Source organism: Leptospira neocaledonica, assembly GCF_002812205.1.
GTDB classification, from domain to species: Bacteria; Spirochaetota; Leptospiria; order Leptospirales; family Leptospiraceae; genus Leptospira_B; species Leptospira_B neocaledonica.
Window position 1 is genome coordinate 1 of the sequence record NZ_NPEA01000017.1, and the last position, 14,890, is coordinate 14,890.

The 14,890-nt window shown below is 37.2% G+C and carries 16 protein-coding genes; 5 read left to right on the forward strand and 11 right to left on the reverse strand.

Annotation, left to right across the window (positions count from 1 at the left end; translation table 11 throughout):
- The first annotated feature begins 377 nt into the window (after positions 1 to 377).
- Positions 378 to 620 carry an AbrB/MazE/SpoVT family DNA-binding domain-containing protein gene (locus CH365_RS19570; protein ID WP_100770246.1) on the forward strand — a complete coding sequence of 81 codons (243 nt, stop codon included), beginning with the start codon at positions 378 to 380 and terminating at the stop codon, positions 618 to 620.
- Positions 617 to 1,027, forward strand: coding sequence for a type II toxin-antitoxin system VapC family toxin (locus tag CH365_RS19575; protein ID WP_100770234.1), 411 nt, complete (start codon positions 617 to 619; stop codon positions 1,025 to 1,027). Before CH365_RS19570 ends, CH365_RS19575 begins: the two co-directional genes overlap by 4 nt.
- Positions 1,028 to 1,720: 693 nt before the next feature.
- On the opposite strand, the gene CH365_RS19580 is transcribed toward CH365_RS19575, so the two are convergent.
- On the reverse strand, positions 1,721 to 2,503 hold the full coding sequence (locus CH365_RS19580) for a hypothetical protein (protein ID WP_100770235.1): 783 nt from the start codon (positions 2,501 to 2,503) through the stop codon (positions 1,721 to 1,723).
- A gap of 327 nt (positions 2,504 to 2,830) precedes the next feature.
- Here CH365_RS19580 and CH365_RS19585 point away from each other — a divergent pair, with 327 nt between their 5' ends.
- Positions 2,831 to 3,121, forward strand: a complete 291-nt coding sequence (locus tag CH365_RS19585) for a BrnT family toxin (RefSeq protein ID WP_100770236.1) — start codon at positions 2,831 to 2,833, stop codon at positions 3,119 to 3,121.
- On the forward strand, positions 3,118 to 3,327 hold the full coding sequence (locus CH365_RS19590; protein WP_100708323.1) for a CopG family antitoxin: 210 nt from the start codon (positions 3,118 to 3,120) through the stop codon (positions 3,325 to 3,327). The genes CH365_RS19585 and CH365_RS19590 overlap by 4 nt, the downstream gene beginning before the upstream one ends.
- Positions 3,328 to 3,533: 206 nt before the next feature.
- Here the strand turns inward: CH365_RS19590 and CH365_RS19595 are convergent, their stop codons facing one another.
- Positions 3,534 to 4,277 carry a DUF5677 domain-containing protein gene (locus CH365_RS19595; protein WP_125226345.1) on the reverse strand — a complete coding sequence of 248 codons (744 nt, stop codon included), beginning with the start codon at positions 4,275 to 4,277 and terminating at the stop codon, positions 3,534 to 3,536.
- Between the two features lie 275 nt (positions 4,278 to 4,552).
- Entirely contained in the window at positions 4,553 to 4,771 is a 219-nt protein-coding gene (locus CH365_RS19600; RefSeq protein WP_100770247.1) for a helix-turn-helix domain-containing protein, read from the reverse strand.
- A gap of 94 nt (positions 4,772 to 4,865) precedes the next feature.
- On the opposite strand from CH365_RS19600, the gene CH365_RS19605 reads away from it, so the two are divergent.
- Complete coding sequence (locus CH365_RS19605) at positions 4,866 to 5,087, forward strand: helix-turn-helix transcriptional regulator (protein WP_244283334.1); 222 nt, start codon at positions 4,866 to 4,868, stop codon at positions 5,085 to 5,087.
- Between the two features lie 194 nt (positions 5,088 to 5,281).
- Here CH365_RS19605 and CH365_RS19610 read toward each other — a convergent pair whose 3' ends face one another.
- From CH365_RS19610 to CH365_RS19645, 8 genes are all read right to left on the reverse strand, one after another.
- Positions 5,282 to 7,102 carry an ATP-dependent nuclease gene (locus tag CH365_RS19610; RefSeq protein ID WP_100770238.1) on the reverse strand — a complete coding sequence of 607 codons (1,821 nt, stop codon included), beginning with the start codon at positions 7,100 to 7,102 and terminating at the stop codon, positions 5,282 to 5,284.
- 42 nt (positions 7,103 to 7,144) lie between these two features.
- A complete protein-coding gene (locus tag CH365_RS19615) occupies positions 7,145 to 8,461 on the reverse strand; it encodes a hypothetical protein (RefSeq protein ID WP_100770239.1) in 1,317 nt (438 codons plus the stop codon).
- 241 nt (positions 8,462 to 8,702) lie between these two features.
- Complete coding sequence (locus CH365_RS19620) at positions 8,703 to 9,218, reverse strand: hypothetical protein (RefSeq protein ID WP_100770240.1); 516 nt, start codon at positions 9,216 to 9,218, stop codon at positions 8,703 to 8,705.
- 11 nt (positions 9,219 to 9,229) lie between these two features.
- Positions 9,230 to 10,012, reverse strand: a complete 783-nt coding sequence (locus tag CH365_RS19625; protein WP_125226346.1) for an endonuclease/exonuclease/phosphatase family protein — start codon at positions 10,010 to 10,012, stop codon at positions 9,230 to 9,232.
- 166 nt (positions 10,013 to 10,178) lie between these two features.
- Positions 10,179 to 11,429, reverse strand: coding sequence for a TIR domain-containing protein (locus tag CH365_RS19630; RefSeq protein WP_208861249.1), 1,251 nt, complete (start codon positions 11,427 to 11,429; stop codon positions 10,179 to 10,181).
- A gap of 261 nt (positions 11,430 to 11,690) precedes the next feature.
- Positions 11,691 to 11,921 (reverse strand): hypothetical protein, encoded by a 231-nt coding sequence (locus CH365_RS19635; RefSeq protein WP_100770243.1) that lies wholly within the window; start codon positions 11,919 to 11,921, stop codon positions 11,691 to 11,693.
- Positions 11,922 to 12,622: 701 nt separating this feature from the next.
- Positions 12,623 to 13,363, reverse strand: a complete 741-nt coding sequence (locus CH365_RS19640; RefSeq protein WP_125226347.1) for a hypothetical protein — start codon at positions 13,361 to 13,363, stop codon at positions 12,623 to 12,625.
- A 658-nt stretch (positions 13,364 to 14,021) separates the two neighbouring features.
- Entirely contained in the window at positions 14,022 to 14,624 is a 603-nt protein-coding gene (locus CH365_RS19645) for a hypothetical protein (RefSeq protein WP_100770245.1), read from the reverse strand.
- Positions 14,625 to 14,890: the final 266 nt, after the last annotated feature.

Genomic DNA, 14,890 nt, shown 5'->3' on the forward strand with positions numbered 1-14,890 from the left:
GAAAAGAGTTTAAGATAAGATCTTTAACATGGTAGCTAATCTATCAGTATACGATATAAAACAAGAAAAGGGTGAAAAGCGACCTAACCTTAAGTAGATCGTGATTCCGTTCTAAGGTAAAATCCAAAACTTATATAATAAAAAAGGAAAAGAGATCGCGATATTGCCGCCTAACGACCAAGGCTTTACGACGTTTCGCGAGTCTGAAGGACTTGGCACGAGACTTGCCATGCAAGGCGAGTGACAAAGCGAAATGTGCCGAAGGCCAAGCGAGAGTTGCGTAAGCAATCTCGAAGCGCAGCGTCAGAGCCGATAGTTAGTTGCCGTTCTGGCTTTTTATCTTGACAATTCCTTACTTTTTCTATTATTGTAAGGACATGAAGCTTAGATCTAAAATAACTTCAAAATACCAAATCACAATTCCTAAAGAAATCAGGGATTCCCTAAAGCTCTCCATGGAAGATGTGATCGAGTGGTCAATTGATGAACAAGGGATTCATATAGAATCTGCCAATAAACCATTCCTTAAATATAAGGGTTTTCTCAATAAAGGATCTTCTGATACTAAATCAGATATTAAGAAAGCTTGGGAAGAAAGAGCTAAAAGATATTCTAAATGAAACTCATTTTAGATACTAATTGTTACATTTCATTTCTGAATAAAAGAAACCAAGAACAACATGAGAAAATGGTTTCCTTTTGGGAACGAATCTCTCGATTAGAATATGAAATCATACTCACTTCCCATAACATTTCCGAGATCGTCTTTGTTTTTAAAAGTATTTATTCTGTTGAACAAAAAGAGATTAATCAAATTATTCAGGATCTTATAGCAAATCCAGGCGTTTCCTTCGAACCAGCTTATTATCCGGAAACTATACTTTCCTTATGGCCTAAACATATGAAAGATTACGGCGATGCAGTTTTAGCTGCTGCCAGTAGAACATTAGAAGCCAAAATAGTAACCTTTGATCAAGAATTTAGTAAATCTTTGAAGAAGTTAAATCTGGATCCTCATCATATCTGATGACTAAGTCTTCTGTTTTTTTGAATTAAAGAAATACTCAACCAGAATGGCAACTAACGACCAAGGCTTGACGACGTTGGCGTGCTGAGCGAAGCGAAGACAGGCATGAGAATTGCTCTGCAATTCGAGTGACTGAGCCAATGTGCCGAAGGCCAAGCGAAGGTTGCGAAGCAATCCTGAAGCGCTGCGTCAGAGCCGATAGTTAGGCGCAGTATCGCTCCTAACACGATGCACCAAAACCCTACTCTATAAAATCCTCAAATAGAATAAAAGCAAATTAGTGACTAATTCACTTTCACAATATAAGGTAGCGAACCCTTTTCGTACCGTCCAATATGAAAGTCAAAAGAGTTTAAGATAAGATCTTTAACATGGAAGCTAATCTATCAGCCTACGATATAAAACAAGAAAAGGGTGAAAAGCGATCTAACCTTAAGTAGATCGTGATCAGCTCCACGGTAAAATCCAAAACTTACATAATAAAAAAAGGAAAAGAGATCGCGATATTGCGCCTAACGACCAAGGCTTATCGACGTTGGCGAGCTGAGCATTAGCGAAGACAGGCACGAGAATTGCTCTGCGATTCGAGTGACTGAGCCAATGTGCCGAAGGCCAAGCGAGAGTTGCAAAGCAAACTCGAAGCGCAGCGATAAGCCGATAGTTAGACGATCGGCTTGCACTCAAAAACGCCTTTCAACCTATCACTTTTATCTCTTTCAAGCCCTCTAGAATTGGAATAAACGTTTCTTCAATCGCATCTATATTAAAAGGAATAAACTCCAAATCAGCAAGAATTCCTGGTTTGAATTCTACCCCATTTTCTTTCAAAATGAACAAGGGTTTTTCAGAAGATTCGATAATAGATTCTTGGGTCAGCCAAGTTGAGTCGTCACCTTTTGAGTAAATAACCAGAATTATACTTTGACTCTTTAATCTTTCCTTTACTTTCAGCGCAACAGATTTTGGAGAGAATGCTCTTCCCGTCTTTACAGCAAACCCAAGCAAGGCTAAAAATCGCGCTAATTTCTCAGCCAGTTCTGTTCCTTGCTTGTCAAACCGATGAGCAATGAATACAGACTTCTCTAACTTACTTGCTTCTTCTTTATAATAATCCGGCTCTACTCCCAAAAATGAGGCTATATCCTTGAGCATCTCTTCATTTCCAAAACCGGTAGCTTCCAAAAGAAGAAGTTTTTCTTTATGAATATTAATTAACTTATCAATGGTAAAATTCTTTCTTGGCGATCCCGACGAATCGTATGAAAATCTGTAACTGTTTGGATGCCCGTTAGTTTTAATATAATCCGGTAAATCATCGATAGAGTCAAAATCAATAATCGTTGGATATGAATTAATAGAAGCACTGAAAGCTACAACTTCGAAGCCAAATTTCCCAAGACGCGCTGGTAATTCTGGTAAGCAGGCGAAATTAACATTGGTAAACTTACAACAAAGTTCTATCTTTTTGATCGCCACGATCTGATCTCCTTTCTATATTTTAATCGTATCATTTATTTCTGTATTTTCTGAAAATTTTGCAAGCTGTCGTCTAACGACCAAGGTGCTCCGACGTTCGCAATGGCACGAGTTTGCTTTGCAAACGAAGTGACAGAAGCGAATGTGGCGAAGCCCAAGCGAGCGGGTTGCGTATGCAAGCCCCGAGCGGCGCGGAGGCACCGATAGTTAGGCGCCTGTAACGCGATACTGCGCCACGGATGGCGCTCTGCTAATCCCCTATCTCTTAATTTTCTTGAAAATTCCTATTGACTGCAAATATATGTATAGTATATTGCTACCATACATATGTCGTCAATCGACTTTGAATGGGATTCAGCAAAAAACTCTTCCAATAAAAGAAAACATGGCATTTCTTTTGAAGAAGCTAAAACAGTTTTCTATGATGAAAACGCTAGGATTATTAATGATCCAGATCATTCCGATAAGGAAGAAAGATTCATCATTCTTGGATTTAGTCATAAACTGAATTTACTTATGGTCTCACACTGTTACAGATCATCTAAAGACGTAATTAGAATTATTTCTGCAAGAAAAGCTACAAAATCTGAATCTAAACAATACGAGACATTTTTATGAGAAAAGAATACGATTTTTCAAAATCAAAGAAAAACCCTTATTTAAAGAAATTAAAAAAGCCTATTACCATCAGAGTTGATGTTGATACAATAGGTTATTTCAAAGGCTTGTCTGATAAAACAGGTATTCCTTATCAAAATCTAATTAATTTATACTTAGCTGAGTGCGCTTCGAAACACAAAAAAATCGACCTTTCCTGGAAATAGAAATCTATCAAATCAAGCCGGACAAGGATGTCCGGCATTCGTTTCAAGCGTTATGGCGTCTAACGACCAAGGTGCTCCGACGTTCGCAAACGGCACGAGTTTGCTCTGCAAACGAAGTGACGGACGCGAATGTGGCGTAGCCCGAGCGAGAGGTGCGAAGCAGCCTTGAGCGGAGCGGAGGCACCGATAGTTAGTCGCCGTGCCGATTAAAAAGTTATAATCGGGGTTAAATATTCGAAGAATTCTTTATTCTCCGGGAAAGATTCTAATTGAGACTTTTGCCAGTTACTCATATAGACCTCAAATAAATTTCTATCTTGTTCAAAATCAGTACTTAATAGAAGATTATAATTTCTTTCTAATTCTTTAACTAAATTAATGTAACCGATTAGAATAAAATGATACATGTTTAAGGGAAAGGATAACATTTTCATGTCGAGCTTATTCGATCTGTGGGCATAATCAAATTCTCTATCCAACGTAAATGTTACTTCCCCTAACCCACCATGAACTAATTCGCTAAGTAACTTTCCATAGTATCTTTGATAGAAAACGTCCTCTACAGTTGAGAATTCGTTAAAAAGTACTTTGAACTTCGTCCTCTTCCCATTAACCAAATGGTCTTCAGCCTTATCTGGAAATTTCATAAAGTATCGAATTTTAATAAATATTTCATAGAGTTTCCTAATTATAGGAAGCGATTCCAGATAGTAGCCTTTATTCAATAAAATATAAACAGATTCGAATTTAAAAGGAATTCGCAAAAGCATAACTGTAACGTAAAAGATGCTCATGTTCTTAAATTCTCCATTAATCTTATTCAACGGAGTATCTAAGTTAAGAAAAAAATTCATTTGATTTCTATGAATCGAATTCCATCCAAAAACTTCTGCAATTGTCGATTGCTCAGTTAAGAGTTCTTGTGATTTGAAGGTCAGGTATTTTTCCATAACTAAATATTCTTGAGGCATGGCGACTAACGAAAGATAATTGTCGAAGTTCCGCGCGTCCGAAGGACTTGGCGCGAGACTTGCCTTGCAAGACGAGTGACAAAGCGGAATTTGGCGAAGCCCAAGCAAGGGTCGCGAAGCGATCCCGAAGCGCCGCGACAATTTTTAGTTATCTGCTGTGCCGCGCCCCGAATTCTAACCGGCGCAGCCAAGGAAGGCGAAGCCGGTTAGGGAATGCCAATAGAATTTCGATTTAAGATTTAATGCAAAACTATTCAGATATCCAATAGATCTTTGGGTTTAACTTTTAATCGCTTAGAAAGTTTGAAAATTGAATTGGCAGTGAAATTAGCCCTGCCCGCTTCAATATCTTGTAACGTTCTTACAGGAACGGCATAATCGCCTTCATCCATATTTTCCTGAGTAAGCCCTTTTTCCTTTCGTACAGTCTGAATATTCTTTCCGACTTTTGCTAAAAATTCTTCGAAATCCACGCACGGCATAATGCGGCATGGTTGACAAAAAGTAAACGCGACATACCGTGGGTTATATATTCTTTCGAGATTTCCGCTCGCTGAAGGCTCATTTATGACGAGAAAATCCAAAATCAAATCTCAAAATGCTACGGATATACAAGCCTTAGGGAGAATTTCTGAAGAAGAAAAGAAGGCTTTCTATCATCAGCTAAAAGCAGCAAGAATGGAAGCGAATCTTACCCAAGCGCAAGTGGGGAAAATGATCAAAAAGAGCAGGAGTCAGGTTTCAAAGATAGAATCTGGTAAATGCAGGCTATACATGGACGAGTTTTAAAGTTTATGAAGATCTATAAGAAATCTCCTTTCTTCTTTTACTCAGTATTTACAACAAATGAGGTCATTAAATCACAGAGGAAAGCCCGAGTAAAATCTGCGAAGCAGTTTTAACGAGGGCGAGAAGCATCTGCATCCCGATCGCGAAGCGTTCGGATTGACCGGTTCGAAAGAACCGTGACAAGTAATCTAACGCTACTTTTGAAATTTGTCCTTGAGATACTGAAACAGTAATTCAAAATTATTTAATGTTGTTTTAGATAACTTAATTTCTTTCTTGGTGATAAGTAAGTGCTCAATAGCTGAAAATAGATATTTCTTGTTATACTCAGTTTCATTCTCGTATAAGGTATTGATGATTCTTAATTGTTCGGCTTGTGTAAAAAGGTCCTCAGTTTTAAACCCTGACCATTTACTATTAATATCGGATAAGTTAAGAATTACTTCTGAGGCAGCAGACCCAATTTCCTTTTCATACCTTTGTTTAGCTTTTACACCGGCTTTATCGGCATCCAAAACAACTATAAATTTAGCTCCCCATGCCATGTATAATCTTATAACGCGCAATAATCCATCCCCACTTCCAGGATATGGATTTAACTTATATTTATTATTTAACATAATCTCATTAATATATCTCATTGAGTAATAATCAAATTTACCTTCAAAGATTGTTAAATAGGGAACGATATCAATTTTGCTAGGCTGATAGTCTAAAGCATCAAGAATTGGCTGAAAATATGTTGATTGATCAGGATGATCGACGACAAATTGCCTATACGGTATAACAGCTACATCCGTGCTGCTTTCTTCATAGTCGATTTCATTCTCATAGTTCAGTGCCTGATTTTTAATTATATATGCCCCAGAAAGCCACGTTGGTTCAATCAAATAATGACTATGAGTCGTATAAATTAATTTACAATTGTCAGCCAACTCAGAAAAAACTTTCAGTAGGATTTTTTGCGCCGTAGAATGTAAATTGTAAGCTGGTTCGTCTAATAAGAAAATTGTTTCGCCGGGATCTTCATTCCTTACTTTTCTGAATTCAGTGAATAATAAAAAGGTAAAAAACCAACGAAATCCTAAACTTCTCTCTCGAATTTGAAATTTATTAGATCCTTCTTTTATCTTAATCTCAAAATAGCTTCGCCCATTATCGTCCCCTATCTGTAGCTCAATCTCTTTAGATTTAGATGTCGGAAATATTTGCTTCCACGCAGAAAATATAACCTGATTCATCTTTGATGACATTTTTAATATCTGCGACTCCAGCGCTTCTTTCGCTTCGATAGATGTATTTCGTTGCTTAAATCTTTCGACAATGTGTGTCCCGATCCGCAAATCTCCGCCCATGTAATCAAGAACATCTTGAATAACCTGCATATAAAATGGTTGGGTTTTATCTTCTTTACTTTTTACGGTTTGCTGAACTGTGCCTGTCTCCGAGATCTCAAGAGGCTCTTGCAAATAAATCTTCTGTGGTATATCAAAAAGAAAATTTGGATAATATACAATAACTGGTAATTGTTTTTCTAGATACTCTTGTATTCCGACAAATTCGGGATCACCTATCTCAATTACTTTTTCTTTGTGCTTTTTTGCCGTTTCAACCCGAAGTTGAGCAATCCATATCACACTACTCTTTTCAGGAATTGAATTTTTAAACTCGTGTCTTTTTATTATCCGAAAACTACTAAATTCTCCAATGATTTCAAAATTATAATTGTCACTTACAAATTTAGATAGAGATCCCTGATCTTCCGAACTTAGGCTTATAGTCGCCTCAATTTCAATAGCATCATTAAAATTATGCTTCTTCGATTTCGGAATGAATTCATGCGTATTCTTGTTCTCTTTCTGTGAAAACAAATGCATAGCTTCCAAAATCGTTGTTTTTCCACTTTCATTAAGACCCACCAAAGTAAAAATATTAATTGGAGGCTTTCGCCCAAAATTTATTTCAACTGATTTGATTCCTTTAAAATTTCGAATATTAAAACTTAGATATTTCATATTGCTCTCAATAAATAATCCTATGACCTTAGCTTTCTTAAGTTAATTTTTTCTAAGCACAAATTTGTAACCAGCGAGTTCATTAAATGCAAAAGTCGCCTCAAACGGGCATAGAGATTCATTATTATTTCGTTCCCAAGGTCGATGGTAACAATTTTCGTCAACAGAGTAATTAACCATTTTTTCTTTAATCAATTGTTTACAAAACACCCGCATACTACATCCCCGAATAAACTTCTTTTTCGAAGTCATAATATCATATAACTCAAATGCAGATCGCATATATGATAACTGATCGCTCACGTTACCATTATCGATTGCAAATCCTTTCTGGCGATTATTTATGATAATGGGAGTCCCAAACTCAACCATAAGGCCTTGAACGGGAGCTGACTCTTTCGAACTCTTAATGATTTCACTTATAAAATTTACTTTTCCATTTTTCTTGTTTTCAACAATTTGGAATGCCCTTTCAATCCAATCCCTAACTTTGCTTGTCGAATTATACCCGTAAAAACCTTTTAGGTTTTCCAAAGCTCTTTCTGAACTCTCTTTATATATTTTCCGCCAAGTAGTTCCTGAAGGATAACTCGGGCCACTAAACGAAAATCCGTCCATAATACTTAAGATATCTTGAGTATTTTTAACTTCCAGATTATCGTTGCTAATTATTTCTAGAATGTCCACAAACATAGTACCTGGATTATATGTTTGCAACGCCAATTCGCAGATAGTTGAAATAATATATTTATTACTAGCTAAATTCGGAACAATTTTCTCCACCAATAATTGGACAGTCGAGTATGGAAGCGGAGGGTTAACATCTTCAGATGGATGAATATGATCTTCTATTATGTACGCCATTCCTTCCAATATATCAACTGCACCTAACGAATAGTCGAAAATATCCCCATCTAAGTTATTAAATTTTATTGAATAATATTCAATTTTCTTATTTATATCAGGTTGAATGTATTCCTTTTTTACATATTTGATGATCTTTAGATTTGTTAATGATATATTGTAAGATAGATTTTTTCCAAAATAAACTCGAAACATATCATCATTGATTCTTACATTAGCATTCCTAATGACTAACGGTACAGATATTTCTTTCTCATCACTTTCTTTGGCTTCATCTATAAAATTATTAATAACTGCAATAGTGTGCGAGATATTACTTAATGCAAATGTTGTGGATATATCTTGTAGAAAATGTATATATTCGTGAGTTAAAATATACTCTTTATTCGATCCAAATACTTTCTCTAAATCACGAAATGTATTCATCCCAATAAAGAAAAATGAAGACTTATAAAAACCAAGCTCGACGGATAATTTTCTACGTAAATCATTCATATTAATTAGCTAATGGGTTACTAAGTTATAAGCCAGCCAAGGATGGCTGGCGTCTTAATGAGGGGCGCGGCATTGCAGATAACGAACAAGGCTTGACGACGTTTCGCGAGTCCGAAGGACTTGGCACGAGGCTTGCTTTGCAAGACGAGTGACAAAGCGAAATGTGCCGAAGGCCGAGCGAGGGTGCGTAGCATCCCGAAGCGATGCGTCAGAGCCGAAAGTTAAGCGACGTGGCAGGTTGTTAAAACGACATTAACCTCTGAATTATACTAAATGTCGTCTCAGAAGAAACAATTTGGAGAATTTTATTAGTGAAATCTTTTTCATTCGTAGCGATTAATTTGTTGTTATCGAAGTATTTTTTCATTTCCGGAAAAGTATGTTCGTCACAGAATATCTGTAATGGATAGAATAGAATCGGAAATTTAACTTTAAATAATTCAATTGTAATTTCTTCGTTAGAGGTTGGGAAAAGCAATAATCGAAATCTAATATGTTCTTTTGAAGCAGATGCATTTGGGTCATATCCGAATTCGGGATGAGGATCTTTCCTTGCTACAAATGAATTCATTGCAATAGAAGTGATTGGTGATGAGGTAGTATATGTAACTTCTTCTGGGAAATAATTCACCTTTTGAATAGAATAGGAAACTAAATTATCTACATCACCCGGAAGAGTCTTAAACAGGTTATCAACAATCTCTAAGGGGGTTTTTATTTTTCCTCTCGATTTTAAATCCTTCCATATGCCATCCATAATCAATATCCTTATTTAAGCTTTATTTTCACTGGGAGATGATCACTATATAAACGATTGGGCAATTGTAATTTAGTTACTAAATTTTCATCACTGAATTTCGTCATAATTTCGCATGAATCTTTATCTATAAATTTCGAAAGTGGATACGAAATTAGAATATTATCTAATATATACCAATTTTGTGCTCTACTACGTTTCCCATAATAAAAAGTCCCCGGAGGTCCCTTTGATAGATCTCCATTAAATGAGTTAATTGGAGAATAAAATTTTAATCTGCTATTTTTTTCATAAGTCTTCGTAGATCTGGCTTTATCATAAAAATAATCCGTTGTATTCAGATGAAAATGATCCGTAAATAATTTATCATAATGCGGAAGATTAAAGTCTCCCATAATAATTGAATATTTGTGGTAATTAGCGTTAATTTCATCAGCTATCTGTTTAATGATATTCTGATTAAGAGAGTAGCTATCATCCTCCGAATTCCTTGGACTACGAAGATGCACAATATACAAAATAACAGCTTCAGCATTATATATGAAATTGTATTTAGAATAATAAGTTTCTGATTTTAAGAACTTCATTCCAATATAATCGCTTGAGTATAAGCCTGTTCTTTTCGAAGCTAAATCGTATTTAAAAAGCGCATATTTCGACGAGTTTATTATATATTGCTCTTGTTCCCAAAATTCTGAAATCGCAACAATTTTAGTTTTTGAATTGAAATCACTATTATTTATCAAAGAAATTGGATCCCTTTTATTATTTATATTCCAAAATATTATTTCCATATGATTATCAATTTGCCATGTCGCTTAACGACCAAGGTGCTCCGACGTTTGCGGTGGCACGAGTTTGCTCTGCAAACGAAGTGACAGAAGCAAATGTGGCGTAGCCCGAGCGAGAGTCGCGTAAGCGATCTCGAAGCGCTGCGGAAGCACCGATAGTTAGCCGCTGTTATGGATTAATTATATTTTCTCTTTCTAATACTCTTCTTATCTCTTCAAAGCATGATTTTATACTGTCCTTGGGAAATCTTATCTGAGTAAGACCAACAATATTTGAGAATTCTTCACAGCCTTCTTCCAGGAGAATGATTGCCTTGGTAAAGCCCAACCTACCCTGAAATAGACCTATTTCATGAACAACATTGGATCTTGCATATTTTTTATCATCTACACCGGTATCTTCAGCTGTCATGACTAAAAAAGCAAATGTACAGGATGAAAGCATTTGCTCTAATCTTTCCTTCGTAGCCATTCCCGCTGATGGACTTCGATTAAATTCCTCATATTCGATTTTCAATCTTTCTGAAATAAAATCCTTAAGGTCTCTCCATGCCAACGACCTACCGTGCCCTATAAAAATTTTATTTATTTTTGTTTGATCTGAATTCATAATGTTTAGCTCCTTTAATTCTAAATAATCTTTAAGTTTTTCAGAAATCTGAATCAATCTCTCTGCTTGACTACAATAGGATGCATATTCATAGGCTAAACATTGAATGGAAATATGAGGTGGAGTAATCAATCCTTCGGCGGCTGCTCGCTGGTCCGTTGTTTTAATTTGATATTTAGGGCTTTTGGCAGAAATGAAATCTTGCTTTGATATGCATTTATTAAGACTGTTCATCTCAACTTTCAGTCCTTGATAAAAAGTATCCTTCGTAGAATTGAAAAGAAAATCCACGATTGGTAATAATTTATTCTTTGTAATTGCGAAAATTTTGTTGAACCGGTCGGTAATATCAATAAATAGTTTTGGATCTACATCAGACTTTTTTATAAATTCCGAAACCACATCATCGTATTCATATACAATCCAAACACCTACTGTAGGGCTCTTATAAATAGAGACTAGACCTATCTGAGGGTCGAAGTGCTCATTTATTGTTTTGGGGGTAAAATTATACAAATAAGTATGAGCATGATAGCCTATCCAAGATCCTGACCAAGCTTTTGAGAACGCTTGCTCAGTTTCATTTATCTTTCTTATGGCGTCTGAATACGAAGAACCATTATATTCTTCGATCAAATTTTTTAGATCAAGTATTACATCATTTATTTTATCAATCATTTGTTTAGAATATACAGTATCCATAATGGCGGCTAACGACCAAGGGTTATCGACGTTTTGCGCGTGCGTAAGCACTTGGCGCGAGGCTTGCTCAGCAAGACGAGTGACAAAGCAAAATGTGGCGTAGCCCAAGCGAGAGTGCAGAGCATCTCGAAGCGCAGCGATAAGCCGATAGTTATGCGAAGTGCGGCAAGCGTTACAGAGTGGACACTCGTAATCGCTTTCAGCGGTTTTTATAAACTAAGCTAGTTAAAACACCAGCAACACATGAATGCGTTGTGCCCAATAACCCCTGAATGACGATCCATTTTTCAGTGCTTGGTATCGCAAAGCGACCTGGCAAATCAAGTGCAACAAATGGAACTATGATAAGAGCAGTAAGAAGTCCATATTTTAGCCCCTTAAGTATCCAGGAACCTGTAAAATTTGTAATTGGAAAAAGTACTCGAAGCCAAGCCCGCTCAATAAAGTAGAACTCATACTCAAATAAAAGATCGGCTCAGTCCTGAATACTGGGATATTGCTAAAATAATCTAAAGCAATCACAGCAGCGAGAATTCCTTGTATAAGAAAACTTGAAATAAAATAGGCCAACGCTCCCAATAGAATCTTTACTGGCTGCATTCTAAATCTCCAACTTATGAATTACATAGGATTGGATGAATAATGTTAAAGAGTCAAGCCCTTCGCAGCCGCATTGCGCATAACGACCAAGGCTTGACGACGTTGGCGAGCTGAGCAAAGCGAAGACAGGCACGGGAATTGCTCTGCAATTCGAGTGACTGAGCCAATGTGGCGCAGCCCAAGCGAGAGTCGCGCAGCGATCTCGAAGCGAAGCGTCAGAGCCGATAGTTAGGCGCAGTATCGCTCCTAACACACTGCACCCAAACCTACTTTATAAAATCTTCTAATAGGGAAAAAGTCAATTAGTGACTAATCTACGCCTACAATATAAGGTAGCGAACCCTTTTCGTACGCTACCAATATAAAGGCGACAAGAGTTTAAGATAAGATCTTTAACATGGTAGCTAATCTATCAGTATACGATATAAAACAAGAAAAGGGTGAAAAGCGTCCTAACCTTAAGTAGATCCTGATTCGTTCAAAGGTAAAATCCAAAACTTACATAATAAAAAATAGAAAAGAGATCGCGATATTGCGCCTAACGACCAAGGCTTGACGACGTTTCGCGAGTCCGAAGGACTTGGCATGAGGCTTGCTTTGCAAGACGAATGACAAAGCGAAATGTGCCGAAGGCCAAGCGAGAGTGCGAAGCATCTCGAAGCGCTGCGTCAGAGCCGATAGTTAGTCGCTGTGGCTAAAATTTACCAATGAAATTCTATCGTATCTTTATAGCGCTTAATAGCTTCCCGAGCTATTAATTGTTTTGGACGCCACATTTCTGCAGCCCCACTCCAATCCACCAGTGATCCTGGAAGACCTATTTCCTTTATAAATGGTTTTCCTGAAATTGATGGAAACTGTAACATAAAGAGATACCCATGAAATTCGAATAAAGTTCCTATAGTTTCTTTATCATAGTTATTAGTTATTGGAACAAATGATAGATGACCGGGTGACTGAATTTTCTGCCCTTTTTTTGCAAAACTATACAACCCATAGGGTTCCTTGAATTGCTCATTGGTATAGACTATTTTTAATAGATACTCTTTGTCATACAATAGATCACTTTTCTTTGAGTAGTGCATAATATTCAAAAAAGTCTTTGTTGCCCACTTCTCAAACTCATAACCATTTATATTATGCTTTTTATTCCCAAATCTAGCTTTTACTAATACATCTTTATATCGATTTTGTCGTTCCGACATAGAGCGGATCCCTTCAAATGTTTTTATGGCAGAGGCATCAAATTTTGAGAGGGCTGAATTATGCTCCGAACAAAGAATATTTGCTACTAAACTATTAATACCTACGGTCTTAATTTCATCCTTACACCAAGGAAATCCTTTAACTGAAATTGAATCTTCAAATAGGCCCTTGGAAACAATATGCTCGCCAGATTGTATCTGAGAACAACCACCCAATTCTGATGCGTAACAATACATTTATTATTAGACAAGTTTGTTAGCCATTGCGACTAACGACCAAGGGTTATCGACGTTGGCGAGCTGAGCAGTTGCGAAGACAGGCACGAGAATTGCTCTGCAATTCGAGTGACTGAGCCAATGTGCCGAAGGCCAAGCGAGAGTGCGTAGCATCTCGAAGCGCAGCGATAAGCCGATAGTTAGGCGCAGTATCGCTCCTAACACACTGCACCCAAACCCTACTCTATAAAATCCTCAAATAGAATGAAAGCAAATTAGTGGCTAATTCACTTTCACAATATAAAGTAGCGAGCCCTTTTCGTACTATCCAATATGAAAGTGGCAAGAGTTTAAGATAAGATCTTTAACATGGAAGCTAATCTATCAGTATACGATATAAAACAAGAAAAGGGTGAAAAGCGATCTAACCTTAAGTAGATCGTGATTCGGTTCTAAGGTAAAATCCAAAACTTATATAATAAAAAAAGGAAAAGAGATCGCGATATTGCGCCTAACGACCAAGGTGTTCCGACGTTTTGCGCGTGCGAAGCACTTGGCGCGAGGCTTGCTTTGCAAGACGAGTGACAAAGCAAAATGTGGCGTAGCCCGAGCGAGAGTTGCGTAGCAAGCTCGAAGCGTAGCGGAAGCACCGATAGTTATGCGCCGTATTCTATTTTCACTATCGAATTGATTCTTGGCTGCATGGATAGTTGTGATCTTTTCCTGGATAAGGAGCACATATTTGCCCTTTTTCATTTATAAAAAACTTATAAACGAAATCACTGGCAAGTGGCTTTCCCCAAATTATATTATGAATCCTAAAGAGTTTGCTTTTTCCACATTTTCCAGTTCCTCCGCCACACATTGGATCAAAATGATAGAAGGAGCCGTCTTTTTCTAAAACATATTTAAGCTCAGGATTAGAATTAAAATTGGTAAACTTGATTGTCATTGGGAGTTTCAACTCAACAAATTTGCTTCGATCAAATTTTGCCAAAGCTTCTGATGGTATATATCCTTCGGCTGAATTACAAATTTCATGTTCCTTCTTTAGCGTACAAAAGCCGCTATCGACTCTAATCCAACCATTAGACTCTTCAAGTTTTCTTCTAATAAGCAATGTCGGATAGAGATTAAAGATCAATTTCGAGTCAGAAGAAGGTTCTTCTCTCAGCTGAGATGGCTTGATAACTACTAACTCACCCTCTCCTTCATCATCCGCAAAATTAACTGATAATGGCAATAGCAACAAAATAAAGAGTAATAGTTTAGCAGCTTTCATATTTTCCTTGTAAATGTATAAATTGCAGAATATGGCGCATAACGACCAAGGCTTGGCGACGTTGGCGTGCTGAGCGAAGCGAAGACAGGCACGAGAATTGCTCTGCAATTCGAGTGACTGAGCCAATGTGCCGAAGGCCAAGCGAGAGTTGCAAAGCAATCTCGAAGCGCAGCGATAAGCCGATAGTTAGGCGCAGTGGACGTAATTAAGATATCAGTCGCTTTCCGGTAACGTCAAAAGAAAAGTATGATTTGCAGACCGCGCAA